This is a genomic window from Acidaminococcus sp. AM05-11, assembly GCF_003472805.1.
Taxonomy (GTDB): Bacteria; Bacillota; Negativicutes; order Acidaminococcales; family Acidaminococcaceae; genus Acidaminococcus; species Acidaminococcus hominis.
Genome location: NZ_QRMX01000003.1, coordinates 105411 through 118256 on the forward strand (window position 1 = coordinate 105411; position 12846 = coordinate 118256).

Annotated in this window: 13 protein-coding genes and 1 riboswitch; all 13 genes read left to right on the plus strand. The window is 57.5% G+C overall.

Features of this window, described 5'->3' with window-relative positions; genetic code table 11:
* The first annotated feature begins 1 nt into the window (after position 1).
* The 13 genes from rlmN to DW089_RS02820 all read left to right on the plus strand — a co-directional run bounded on the left by rlmN (position 2) and on the right by DW089_RS02820 (position 12772).
* Positions 2-1063 (plus strand): 23S rRNA (adenine(2503)-C(2))-methyltransferase RlmN, encoded by a 1062-nt coding sequence (gene rlmN, locus DW089_RS02760; protein ID WP_105326264.1) that lies wholly within the window; start codon positions 2-4, stop codon positions 1061-1063.
* On the plus strand, positions 1060-1779 hold the full coding sequence (locus DW089_RS02765) for a Stp1/IreP family PP2C-type Ser/Thr phosphatase (RefSeq protein WP_105326263.1): 720 nt from the start codon (positions 1060-1062) through the stop codon (positions 1777-1779). The genes rlmN and DW089_RS02765 overlap by 4 nt, the downstream gene beginning before the upstream one ends.
* A complete protein-coding gene (gene pknB, locus DW089_RS02770; protein WP_105326262.1) occupies positions 1776-3728 on the plus strand; it encodes a Stk1 family PASTA domain-containing Ser/Thr kinase in 1953 nt (650 codons plus the stop codon). Before DW089_RS02765 ends, pknB begins: the two co-directional genes overlap by 4 nt.
* Positions 3725-4612: a ribosome small subunit-dependent GTPase A gene (rsgA, locus tag DW089_RS02775; RefSeq protein WP_105326261.1), complete on the plus strand. Its 888-nt coding sequence runs from the start codon at positions 3725-3727 to the stop codon at positions 4610-4612. The genes pknB and rsgA overlap by 4 nt, the downstream gene beginning before the upstream one ends.
* On the plus strand, positions 4609-5250 hold the full coding sequence (gene rpe / locus DW089_RS02780; protein WP_118286738.1) for a ribulose-phosphate 3-epimerase: 642 nt from the start codon (positions 4609-4611) through the stop codon (positions 5248-5250). The genes rsgA and rpe overlap by 4 nt, the downstream gene beginning before the upstream one ends.
* A gap of 6 nt (positions 5251-5256) precedes the next feature.
* Positions 5257-6582, plus strand: a complete 1326-nt coding sequence (locus DW089_RS02785) for a hypothetical protein (RefSeq protein ID WP_199614489.1) — start codon at positions 5257-5259, stop codon at positions 6580-6582.
* 53 nt (positions 6583-6635) lie between these two features.
* Positions 6636-6749: riboswitch (FMN riboswitch) on the plus strand.
* A 67-nt stretch (positions 6750-6816) separates the two neighbouring features.
* Positions 6817-7914 carry a bifunctional diaminohydroxyphosphoribosylaminopyrimidine deaminase/5-amino-6-(5-phosphoribosylamino)uracil reductase RibD gene (ribD, locus tag DW089_RS02790; protein ID WP_105326258.1) on the plus strand — a complete coding sequence of 366 codons (1098 nt, stop codon included), beginning with the start codon at positions 6817-6819 and terminating at the stop codon, positions 7912-7914.
* A 4-nt stretch (positions 7915-7918) separates the two neighbouring features.
* A complete protein-coding gene (locus DW089_RS02795) occupies positions 7919-8557 on the plus strand; it encodes a riboflavin synthase (RefSeq protein WP_105326257.1) in 639 nt (212 codons plus the stop codon).
* A gap of 14 nt (positions 8558-8571) precedes the next feature.
* Positions 8572-9801: a bifunctional 3,4-dihydroxy-2-butanone-4-phosphate synthase/GTP cyclohydrolase II gene (locus DW089_RS02800; protein ID WP_105326256.1), complete on the plus strand. Its 1230-nt coding sequence runs from the start codon at positions 8572-8574 to the stop codon at positions 9799-9801.
* Positions 9798-10259: a 6,7-dimethyl-8-ribityllumazine synthase gene (ribE, locus tag DW089_RS02805; protein ID WP_118286739.1), complete on the plus strand. Its 462-nt coding sequence runs from the start codon at positions 9798-9800 to the stop codon at positions 10257-10259. The genes DW089_RS02800 and ribE overlap by 4 nt, the downstream gene beginning before the upstream one ends.
* Before the next feature lies 1 nt (position 10260).
* The gene (gene hslO / locus DW089_RS02810) at positions 10261-11124 is read left to right on the plus strand and encodes an Hsp33 family molecular chaperone HslO (protein ID WP_105326254.1); all 864 of its coding nucleotides are present in this window, start codon (positions 10261-10263) and stop codon (positions 11122-11124) included.
* Between the two features lie 60 nt (positions 11125-11184).
* Positions 11185-12267 carry a recombinase RecA gene (gene recA / locus DW089_RS02815; protein WP_105326253.1) on the plus strand — a complete coding sequence of 361 codons (1083 nt, stop codon included), beginning with the start codon at positions 11185-11187 and terminating at the stop codon, positions 12265-12267.
* Positions 12257-12772 carry a regulatory protein RecX gene (locus DW089_RS02820; RefSeq protein ID WP_105326252.1) on the plus strand — a complete coding sequence of 172 codons (516 nt, stop codon included), beginning with the start codon at positions 12257-12259 and terminating at the stop codon, positions 12770-12772. The genes recA and DW089_RS02820 overlap by 11 nt, the downstream gene beginning before the upstream one ends.
* Positions 12773-12846: the final 74 nt, after the last annotated feature.

Consider the following 12846-nt stretch of genomic DNA (forward strand, 5'->3'; position numbering starts at 1 on the left):
CATGGCAAAACGGGAAATCCTGGGACTCACCCTGCCCGAGCTTCAGGAAGAACTGGTGGCTCTGGGCCTTAAAAAATTCCGGGCGGAACAGGTGTTCCGCTGGCTGTACGAAAAATCCGCCGTGGACTTTGAGCAGATGTCCAATCTGTCCAAGGACAACCGGCAGCTGCTTGCAGAGCATTATAAAATTATGACCAGACAGGTGAAACCTATTAAGGAATACCGCTCCCAGGACGGCTTGACCCACAAGGTGCTGCTGGAACTGGAAGACGGCGCCACGGTGGAAACGGTGCTGATGCACCACGACTACGGCTACAGTGCCTGCCTGTCTTCCCAGGTGGGCTGCGCCATGAATTGCGCCTTCTGCGCCAGCGGCCTCCACGGCTTTGTGCGGAATCTGACCGCCGCCGAAATCCTGGCCCAGCTGTACTACTTCCAAAGCCAGCTGCAGGAGAGCGGGGAACGGGTCAGCCGGGTGGTGATTATGGGCAGCGGGGAACCCATGCTGAACCTGGATAATGTGCTCCGGGCCCTGGACCTGCTCCATAGCGACCGGGGCCAGTGCATCGGCTACCGGAACATGACCATTTCCACCTGCGGCATTGTGCCCGGGATTGAGGAAATGACCCGGCAGGGCCGGAACATCAACCTGGCCATCTCCCTGCACGCCGCCAGCAAGGCACTGCGGGACCAGCTGATGCCGGTGAACCACCGGTACCCCTATCCGGAGGTAATCCGGGCAGCGGAAGCCTACGAAAAAAGCAATGGCCGTCAGGTCATGTACGAATATATCCTTCTGGCAGGGCTCAATGACCGGCCGGAAGATGCCCAGGCCCTGGCAGATGCCCTGGAGCATAAGGAATGTGTCATCAATCTGATCCCTGCCAACCCGGTTCCGGAAAAAGGCTTTCGCCGTCCCGATGATCGGGCCGTGGACCGGTTCTTCCAAATCCTGAAAAAGCGCCATATCAACGTGACCGTGCGCCGGGAAATGGGCAAAGACATTAATGCGGCCTGCGGACAATTGCGGGCCAGTGCTTTAAAGGAGGCACAAAAGAAATGATAGCAGTCACAAGGACCAGCCGGGGTTTGGTGCGTCCGAAGAATGAAGACAGCATCTTGGTCCGGGAACCGGACCTGTATGCCATTGCCGATGGCATGGGCGGCGCCGATGCCGGTGAAGTAGCCAGCTACGAGGCCGTGCAGCAATTGGCACGGCTGGACCTGTCCGGGGTGCCCCGGAAGGAAATTCTTGCTGCCCTGGAGCACGGCATCCAGAACATCAACCGGAAAATCTGGGAACTTTCCCAGGATAAACCCAATTTTAACGGCATGGGAACCACCCTGACCGCTGTGTACCTGCCGGACGCCCGCAGCGCTTTTGTGGGCCACGTAGGGGACAGCCGGATCTACGTCTTCCAGGAAGGCCAACTGCGCCAGGTGACCAGTGACCACAGCTATGTGGCCGAGCTGGTGCGGCAAAAGCAGATGACCCAGGCAGAAGCGGACCAGTCCGACCAGAAGCATATGATCACCCGGGCCATTGGGGTGGAGGAAGCGGTGGAGGTGGACACCTTTGAAGTACTGCTGGAGGGTGCCCAAAAGCTCCTCATCTGCTCCGACGGGCTCACCAATATGATCAGCGAAGCGGAAATCGAACGGCTCCTGGGATACAAAAACCTGGACCGGCTGGCGGACGGCCTGCTGGACGGAGCCATTACCGCAGGCGGCGAAGATAACATTTCCTTTATTGTCATCGATTTGGAGGCTGTCAAATGAACGGAAGAATAACCTTGAACGGCCGGTATGAGATTATTGATAAAATTGGCGGCGGCGGTATGGCCGAAGTGTTCCATGGCTACGATACGGTACTGCACCGGGACGTAGGCATCAAAATCCTCCGGGACCAGTTTATCCAGGACAAGCAGTTTGTGGCTCGCTTCCGGCAGGAAGCCTGCAATGCGGCCGGCCTGTCCCATCCCAATATCGTCAATATCTATGACTGCGGCAACGAACACGAAATCTATTACATTGTCATGGAATACGTGGTGGGCCGCTCCCTGAAGGAAGTCATTGAAGAAAACGGGGCCCTGGACTACAAGACCGCAGTCCGCTACGCCATCGGCATCTGCTCGGCCCTGAAACAGGCCCATGACCATTCCATTGTCCACTGTGACGTAAAGAGCCAGAACATCCTCATCGACACCAAGGGCGTGGCCAAAATCACCGACTTTGGCATTGCCCGGGCCTTTGGCCAGCCCAGCAATGGGCCGGACAAGAACGTTATCGGGTCCGTGTACTACCTGTCTCCGGAGCAGGCTGCCGGCCAGCCGGTAACCCCCCAATCGGACCTGTATTCCCTGGGGGTGGTCTTCTTTGAAATGCTTACCGGCAAGCTGCCCTACGATGGAGCAACACCCCTGGAGGTGGCCCGGCACCATCTGGAGTCATCCACCCCTTCGGCCCGGCGCTATGACCCGGACATTCCCTACTATCTGGACAACATTGTCACCAAGGCCCTGGCCAAGAATCCCCAGCTGCGGTACGCTTCCGCCGATGATTTCCTGGCGGACCTGAAGGACGCCCAGACCCGGCTTTTGGGCAAGGAAGAACCCCTGGATCCGGCCTGGTACGATACGTCCAGCCGGAAGCCGGTCAGCGACGAGACCATGGTTATCAGCAAGACCCAGATGCTGGACGGGATTTTGAAACCCCAGCCGGCAGAACCCAAAAAGGACGATGTGCCGACCCCGGAAGAGGAGGCGGCAGCCCGGGCCAAAAAGAAAAAATTCCTGGCCTTTTTCCTGGCGGCCATTGTGGTCCTAAGCGGCGTAATCTACGCCATTTTAAGCTATACCAGCGGGGATATTCCCGTACCCGATGTGAAGGGCAAGCCCCAGGCAGAAGCAGAACTGCTGCTGACCAAGGCCAATTTGGGCTTTGAGGTCACCAAGGAATACAGTCCCACCGTGGCCGAAGGCGTGGTCATCAAGCAGAGCCCGGGTGCGGGCAGCAAGGTGAAGGCCGGCCGGAAAATCAAACTGGTGGTCAGCCAGGGGGCGGAACCCGGGGTGGTGCCCGACCTGAAGAAAAAGAGCCTGTCCGAGGCCACCCAGCTTTTGGAGAAAGCCAAGCTGAAGGTGGGCTCCCTGACGGTGAAATATGATTCCAGCGTGCCCCAGGGTACGGTGATTTCCCAAAGCGTATCCGCAGGCAGCAAGGTAACCCCAGGAACCAGCGTGGACCTGGTCATGAATATCAGCGGCAATCAGACTGCTGTGCCTTCCCTGGAAGGATTGTCCCTGGACGATGCCAGAAGCAAGCTCAGCGATATGGGCCTGACCGTGGGCAAGCTGGAAGAAACCAATAGCGACAAGGCCAAGGGCACGGTGCTCTCTGTGAGCCCCGGGGCCGGCCAAGTAGTGGAACGGGGCAGCACGGTGAACCTGGTGGTATCCGCCGGCAAGAAGGAAGAAAAGAAGGAAACCAAGGATAGTTCCTCTTCTTCCGGCAGCACTACTTCCACCCGGACCATTACCTACACGGTACCCGGCAGCGGCAGCGCCAAAACCGTGAAAATCATTGCATCCGATGCCACCAGCAGCCGGACGGTATTCTCGGGCTCCGTTGCGCCGGGAACCCAGATTACCCGTCAGGTCACCTTGGGCCCGGATGCCAGCGTACAGATTTATGTGAACGGCGCTTTGGCGGAGGATAAATCCCTGTGAGTCAGCAAACAGGAAGAATCATCAAAACCTATAACGGCTACTATTATGTGCTGGGGGACAACGGAACCTGGTACACCTGCAAGGTTCGGGGCCGGCTGAAGCAGAAACGCTTTATCATTGCCGCCGGCGACCGGGTGGAACTGGACGCAGCCGGGGACGAGGGCATGATTACGGAAATCCTGCCCCGCCGGAACCTGCTCCAGCGTCCCCTGGTGGCCAATGTGGACTGGCTGGCGGCGGTGTTTGCCTGTGCCGACCCGGACCCCAGCTTTCTTTTAATCGATAAATTGCTGGCCCTGGCAGAAGCCGCAAACATTCCCGCCGTCCTGGTGCTCAACAAGGCTGACCTGGCGCCTGAAGGGTTCTTTGCCCGGCTGGAAGCCGTGTACGCCCCCCTGGGCTACCCGGTGCTTCAGGTGGAAGCCAAAAACGGCAAGGGCCTGGACGCCCTGCTGGAAAAAATCTCGGACAGCACGGTGGTGTTTGGCGGTCCTTCCGGGGTGGGAAAATCCACTTTATTGAATCACCTGAATCCGGAACTTTCTTTAAAAACAGGCCAGGTAAGCGCCAAAATCGGCCGGGGCCGGCATACCACCCGCTTTGCGGAACTGCTGCCCTTCCAGGGGGGCTACATTGTGGATACCCCAGGGTTCGGCAATATCGACTTGGCCGAACTGGTTATGGACGATGCGGCCCAGGGGTTCCGGGAACTGAAAGCCCGGGCCGGGCAGTGCCGGTTTAGCGGCTGTACCCATACCCATGAACCGGACTGTGCCGTAAAGGCAGCGGTGGCTGCTGGAGAAATTGCCGCCAGCCGGTATGAATCCTACTGCATGATCCGCCAGGAATTGGCGGCACAAAAGAAAAGAGGTCAAAAATCATGACAATCATTGCTCCTTCCATTCTTTCCTCCGATTTTGCCCGGCTGGCCGAAGAAACTGCCAGCCTGAAAGAAGCCGGTGCCGATTGGGTGCATATTGACGTAATGGACGGCCAATTCGTGCCCAACCTGACCTTTGGGGCGCCGGTGGTGAAATGCCTCCGGAAATGGACGGATATGTTCTTCGACTGCCACTTGATGGTGGAACATCCGGAAAACTATATCGACAGCTTTGCCGCTGCCGGGGCGGACATGATTGTGGTCCACGCCGAGGCCACCCATCATCTCCACCGGGTGCTGCAGACCATCCACAGCAAGGGCATCCAGGCTGGGGTGGCCCTGAACCCGGCTTCTCCCCTGTGCCTGGTGGAAGAAGTCCTGGCCGACGCGGATATGATTCTCCTGATGAGCGTCAACCCGGGGTTTGGGGGCCAGAAGTTCATCCCGGCCAGCGTGGACAAAATCCGCCGTCTGAAGGCTATGCTGGAAGCCCGGGAACTGAAGACCCTCATCGAAGTGGACGGCGGCGTCAACGCCGAAACGGCCAAACAGGTACGGGAAGCCGGCGCCAATGTGCTGGTGGCCGGTTCCTACATCTTTGGTGCGCCGGACCGGCAGGAAGCCATTGCCGCCCTGCGGTAACTGTCGATGAAGGCATTTTGGCGGACCCATAAGGTCAAAATCAAACTGGTAGTGGTAGGTCTGCTGGCCGCCCTTTTGGTGGTCAGCTGGCTGGCCTATCTGGCCAGCATCCATGCAGCTGCCATTTTCAACCGGGAAATGGCCCGGCAGCACTACCTGGACGGCACCATTACGGTGGAGCGGATTACCGCTACCCCCTTTGGCCACGTGCATTTTGAAAACCTGGAGTGGAAGGGGGCCCACGACGGCAACCGGATAACCATTCCCAACGGGTATTTCCACGTGAATCCCCTGGACATTATCCTGCGGCGGACCAACAGCCGGACCATTGAACGGCTCCAGCTGGACGACGCAGATATTGTCCTGACCTTCAGCGAAAATATGCACGTCCGGGGCATCCGGGCTGCCCAGCTGCCGCCGCCGGAGCAGCGGAAAAAGGGAGACCGGAAAAACTTTGACATCAAGCTGAAAAATGTCAATGTGGAGGTACTCCTGAACCACTGCCACCTGACGGCCTACTACAAGCAGCGGACCCATACCTTTGAGGATGTAAATGCCAATCTGCACTACAACAGCAAGGACAAACTGACCATCGACTTTTCTACCGGTGAACTGGGGGGTACCCTGGAAGGCAAAGGAGTGGATATCCAGGGAGCGGTTGACCTGAAACCCCGGGTGTCCACCTACGACCTGAAGCTGGGCATCAAGGAACTGAATCCGTCTTCCCTGGGAACGGGGCTGAATATCCACGAACGGGTGACCGCCGCCGCCAATGTTACCGGGGACCTGCCGGATCCGGTGATTGTAGGCCAGCTGTATATGCCCAACCTGAACCTGCCCGGTCTGAAATTTACCAAGGTCAAGGGCAATTTTAAATACGCCGACGGCTATATTGATGCCCAGAACGTGACGGCAGATGTGTTTGGCGGTACCTGCGATGCCCACGGGGGCTTCAACATCGATACCAAGGCCTATACGGTCAACGTGATGGGTCACGACCTCCACAGCGAGGACGCCACCGGAGTGCCCTTCTTCCGCTGCCTGGTGCAGCTGGACCTGAAGATGCTCTGCGATGGGGACAACCGGTCCACCCTGACCTATGGCTCCTTCTATTCCGGCAAGGGGATGTACGCCATTGTCCAGTTCAATTCCATTCACGGCACCTTTTCCAACCAGTACAAGGAGTTAAAGTTCAGCGATGTGGAAATCAAGTCCGATGGCGGGGATATTGTGGCGCCCCAGTTTGAGCTGGTGGACGGCTCCCTGCATTTGGGCAATCTGTATTACGTGTCCCCGGACGGCCGCCGGACCCGGATCCGCTTCTTTGGCTAGGCGGTTGCAAAGTCCCGTGCATATGATATAATGAATGAGTAATTTTATAGTGAAATTGTCTTTGGGGCGGGGTGGAACTCCCTACCGGCGGTTACAGTCCGCGAGCGCAAGCACGAATCGGTGGAATCCCGATACCGACAGTACAGTCTGGATGAGAAAAGACAGCGAAAAGTGTATTTTTGCCGTGCTGCCCCAGGCAGTGCGGCTTTTATTTTGCAGAAAGCAGGTGGACTTTTGACAGATCAGGAATATATGAGAATCGCTCTGGACCTGGCGGAGCAGGCGCGGGGAAATACCAGCCCTAATCCGCTGGTGGGCTGCGTTATCGTCAGCCCTGAGGGCGAAATTGTAGGACGGGGCTATCACCACAAGGCGGGGCAGCCCCACGCAGAAGTAAATGCCATGGCGGACGCCGGGGAGAAAACTAAGGGTGCTACGGCCTATGTTACCCTGGAGCCCTGTTCCCATTACGGGCGCACGGGTCCCTGCTGCGAGGCGCTGATCAAGGCGGGCATCCGCAAGGTAGTGGCCGCTATTGAGGACCCCAATCCCCTGGTAGGGGGCAAGGGCTTTGCCCGGCTCCGGGAAGCCGGCGTGGAAGTGGTTACCGGGGTGCTGGCTGAGGAAGCCCGGCGCCAGAACGAGGTGTTTCTCCATTGGGTAACCCACAAGCGGCCCTTTACGGCACTGAAATACGCCATGACCCTGGACGGGAAAATTGCCACGGCTTCCGGGGATTCCAAATGGATCAGCGGGGAAGAATCCCGGAAATACGCCCATACTCTCCGGAGCCAGTACGACGCCATTCTGGTAGGGAAAAATACGGTGCTAAATGATGACCCGTCCCTGACGGTGCGGCTGGTGGAAGGCAAAAATCCCCTGCGGATAGTGCTGGACAGCAAATGCCAGCTGCCGGTGGACCGGAAGGTCTTCCAGGACGGGGAGGCCAAAACCCTTTTGGTTACCTCCTGCAAGGCAGATCCGGAACGGCTGGCAGCCTTCAAGGGGCTGGACCAGGTGACCATCTGGCAGCTGCCGGAAAACGGCGGTACCCTGGACCTGGGGGCACTGCTGGACCGACTGGGCGAAAACAACATCACCAGCCTGCTGGTGGAGGGGGGCAGCCAAATCCATGGCTCCTTCCTGGACCTGAAACTGGCCCAGCGGGTATACGCCTTTATCGCTCCCTGCCTTTTGGGCGGGAAAAAGAACCTGACGGCCATTGGAGGCCGGGGGGCCAGAACCATGGCCCAGCGGGTTACCCTCAGCGAACCACAGCATAAGGTGTTTGGTGAGGATTTAATGCTTACGGGCCTTTTGGAAAGGGGCTGAGCGTATGTTTACAGGACTGGTTGCGGAACTGGGGACGGTGGACACCCTGCGCCGGGAACAGAATTCCTACCGGCTGACCATTGCCGCCAAAAAGATTCCGCCGCTGCTCTCCATTGGGGAAAGCGTCTGCTGCAACGGGGCCTGCCTCACCGTGACCCATTTTGACCAGGGCCACTTCACCGTGGACGTCATGCCGGAATCTGCCCGGCACACCACCATTGGCAGCCTGAAGCGGGGGGACAAGGTAAACCTGGAACGGACCCTCCATGTAGGGGACGGCCTGGACGGCCACATTGTCAGCGGCCACGTAGATGGGGTGGGCACCATTGTGAAGATGGTGCCGGAAGGCATTGCCAAGGTCACCACCATCAGCTGCGGGCCGGAACTGCTCCAGGGCATGGTCAGCAAGGGCTCCATTGCCATTGACGGCATAAGTCTTACCATTACGGAAGTCACGGATACCACTTTTTCCGTATCCCTGATTCCCTTGACGGTCCAGTTCACCACCCTGGGTTTCAAAAAGCCCGGCGACAAGGTGAACCTGGAAACCGATATTTTGGGCAAGTACGTCCAGCGCATGCTGGAAAAACGCAAAACAGGGGGCCTGACCAAGGAAACCTTGTTGGAAAATGGCTTCTTTTAAGGAGGAAATTACCTATGGAACAAGAGTATAAATTTGACACCATTGAACAGGCCATTGCCGACCTGAAAGCCGGCAAGATGGTGCTGGTTACCGATGATGCCGACCGGGAAAACGAAGGGGACCTGATCATGAGCGCAGAGCACGTGACCACGGAAGCCATCAACTTCATGGCCACCTACGCCAAAGGCCTGATCTGTATGCCCTGCGACGGCAAAATTCTGGACCGGCTGCAATTAGACCCCATGGTAGCCAACAACACCGATAACCACGAAACGGCCTTCACCGTTTCCATCGACCATAAGGATACCACCACCGGCATTTCCGCTGTGGAACGGGCCTACACCATGAAAAAATGCGCTGAGGACGACGCCAAGGCCTCCGACTTCCGCCGGCCCGGCCACGTATTCCCCCTGCGCAGCAAGGAAGGCGGCGTGCTGCGCCGTACCGGTCATACGGAAGCCACTACGGACCTGTGCCGGCTGGCAGGCCTGAAGCCGGTGGGCATCTGCTGCGAAATCATGAGCGCTGACGGCACCATGGCCCGGACCCCCGAGCTGATGGAATTTGCCAAAGAGCACCAATTGACCTTCATTACCGTGGCAGACCTGGTAGCTTACCGGAAAAAGACCGAAAAAATGGTCCACCGGATTGCCAACGTGGCCCTGCCCAGCAAGTACGGCACCTTCCGGGCCATCGGCTACGAAAATGATCTGGACGACAAATGCCATGTGGCCATTATCAAAGGGGACATTACCGGCAAAAAGAACGTGCTGGTCCGGGTCCACTCCGAATGCCTCACCGGGGACGCCTTCGGCTCCCTGCGCTGTGACTGCGGGGACCAATTGGCTACGGCCCTGCGCATGATCGAGAAGGAAGGCTGCGGCGTGGTGCTGTATATGCGCCAGGAAGGCCGGGGCATTGGCCTGGCCAACAAACTGCGGGCCTATGAACTCCAGGACCAGGGCCTGGATACGGTGGACGCCAACGTGAAACTGGGCTTTGCCCCGGATATGCGGGATTATGGCATTGGTGCCCAAATCCTGGCGGACCTGGGTCTTACCACCATCCGGCTGATGACCAATAACCCGGCCAAACGGGCGGGCCTGTCCGGCTACGGCATTACCATTACGGAAACCGTGCCCATCATCATGAAAGACAATTGCTACAACCATCACTATATGGTAACCAAACAAGTCCGCATGGGACATGAATTACACGAAAAAGAAGTGGAGGCTAAAAAATGAAAGTAGTAGAAGGAAATTTACTGGCAGAGGGTTTAAAATTTGGCATCGTAGTTGCCCGTTTCAATGAGTTCATTACCAGCAAGCTGCTCAGCGGCGCGGAAGACACCCTGGTGCGTCACGGCGTAGCAGAAGACGACATTACGGTGGCCTGGGTTCCCGGGGCTTTTGAAATCCCCCTGGTAGCCAAGAAAATGGCCCAAAGCGGCAAATACGACGGCATCATCTGCCTGGGCGCAGTGATTCGCGGCGCTACCAGCCACTATGACTACGTATGCAGCGAAGTGTCCAAGGGCATTGCCCTGGTGAACATGGAAACTGGCGTTCCCACCGGCTTTGGCGTACTCACTACCGAAAATATTGAACAGGCTGTGGAACGGGCTGGTACCAAGGCCGGCAACAAGGGTTCCGATACGGCCCTGTCCATGATTGAAATGGTCAACCTGACCCGGAGCCTGTAAGATGTCCGAAGATATTTTAGTCAAGGCTACGGCGGGGGATGCCCGGATTTATGCGGTAAGCACCACCCACCTGACCCAATATATGAACGAAATCCATCACTGCTCTCCTCTGGCTGCGGCGGCCCTGGGCCGTACCGCTGCCGGGGCTCTGCTCCTGGCGGCTACCATGAAGTCCGGGGAAGCGGTAACGGTGCGCTTTAAGGGCGACGGGCCTTTGGGCCAGGTGATGGCCGATGCCCGGGATTACACGGTCCGGGGCTTTGTGATGCACCCGGAAGTGATGCTGCCGTCCAAAAACGGCAAACTGGATGTAGGCGGCGGGGTCGGCCATTACGGCATTGTCACCGTCACCCGGTGCCCGGAAAAGGGCGAACCCTTTACCGGGGTTTCCACCCTGAAAAGTGGGGAAATCGCTGCGGACCTGACCCGGTACCTGTACGTGTCCGAGCAGACCCCTTCCAGCGTTGCCCTGGGCGTCCTGATTGAAAAGGACGGCTCTGTGGCCACTGCCGGCGGTTACTTTGTCCAGCTGCTGCCGGAAGCGTCCGAAGAAACGGCCAAGACCTTGGAAGACAATATCCTGACCCTGCCCTACGTAACCGAACTGCTGAGCAGCGGCTGTACCCCGGAGGAGATGATTCGCCGGGTAGCCAAAGGCCTGCCGGTAGAAATTCTGGAATCCCACCCGGTTTCCTTCCATTGCAGCTGCAGCCGGGAAAAGGTGGCCCAGATGCTCTGCGGCCTGCCGGAAAAGGACTTCCAGGAAATTCTTCAAGACCCTCAAACCGAGGTTCATTGCCAATACTGCAACAAATCGTACCACTTTACTCCCGACGAGCTGAGAGAGCTTCCTAGAAAATCTTGACGAAACGAACAAATGTTTGTAAAATAGATAATGTACAGCAATGGACAAGGAGATGAATTCATGAGTATGGATGCAGATAAGACGAAAGCCCTGGATGCGGCTTTAAAACAGATTGAAAAGGATTTTGGCAAAGGCTCCATTATGAAATTGGGGGCAGCCAGCGCCAAGATGAATATAGAAACCATTCCTACAGGTGCACTATCCCTGGATTTGGCATTGGGAGTAGGGGGTATTCCCCGGGGCCGGGTGATTGAAATCTATGGACCGGAATCTTCCGGTAAAACTACGGTTGCCCTGCACATGATTGCCGAAGCCCAAAAGCGCGGCGGCTATGCAGCTTTCATCGACGCCGAACACGCCCTGGATCCGGAATACGCCCGGAACCTGGGGGTGGATGTGGACAACCTCTTGATTTCCCAGCCGGATACCGGCGAACAGGCCCTGGAAATCTGCGACGCCCTGGTGCGCAGCGGTGCTATTGACATTATCGTCATCGACTCCGTAGCAGCCCTGGTGCCCAAGGCAGAAATCGAAGGGGAAATGGGTGAATCCCATGTGGGCCTCCAGGCCCGGCTGATGAGCCAGGCCCTGCGGAAACTCACGGGTATCATTTCCAAGTCCCGGACGGCTACGGTGTTCATCAACCAGATCCGGGAAAAAGTAGGCGTGATGTTCGGCAACCCGGAAACCACCACCGGCGGCCGGGCCCTGAAATTCTATTCCACCATCCGGATGGATGTACGCCGGATTGAAAGCCTGAAGAACGGCAACGAAATCATCGGCAATCGGACCCGGGTGAAAGTGGTGAAAAACAAGGTTGCACCTCCCTTTAAGCAGGCCGAATTCGATATTATGTATGGCCAGGGCATTTCCCACGAGGGCTGCCTGGTGGACCTGGGGGTCCAGTACGAAATTATCAATAAGAGCGGCGCCTGGTATTCCTACGGGGATGAACGCATTGGCCAGGGCCGGGAAAATACCAAGACTTTCCTGAAAGAACACAAGGATATGGCTGCGGAAATTGAGCAGAAAATCCGGGCAGCAGCCGGTCTGGCCAGTACGGCCCAGGCAGCTCCTGCCCAGCCGGAAGAAGACGATGGCCTTCTCATGACGCCGGAGGATAATCCGGACAATGTGGAATAAGTCGGGAAAAGCCCTGGGTACCTACGCCGAAGCCTATAACTTTGCCTTGGACAAGCTGTCCCTGCGGGATTTCACCCGGTTTGAGCTGCGGGACAAGCTGTTGGAGCGGGAATGCCCGGAGGACCTTGCAGACCAGGTTTTGGCCAAGCTGACGGAACGCCATTTCCTGGACGACGCCCGCTGCGCCGCCCGGATTACGGCAGCCTGGCGGGGCAAGCGGTTTTACGGCCGCCAGTACCTGCGGCTGATGCTCAGCAAAAAGCAGGTGCCCCAGGAACTGATTCAGGAAGAACTGGCCCAGGTAACGGAAGAAGAAGAAACAGAGCGGGCCTGTGACTGGGCCAGGACCCAACTGGGAAAATTCCAGCGCAAGTACAAGGCAGACCCCCGGAAGGGGAAAGCCGCCTTGTCCAGAGGCCTGGCTTCCCGGGGCTTTGGCTTTGGAGCCATTGCTTCTGCCCTGCAATTGTGGCAGGAAGCTGGCGGGGAAGAAGACCTGTTTTAGCAGAAAAAGTATAGAAGCGGGGCTATGCGAGGCATAGTCCCCTTTTTGCTGTGCAGCTTTATTGACACTCTTAT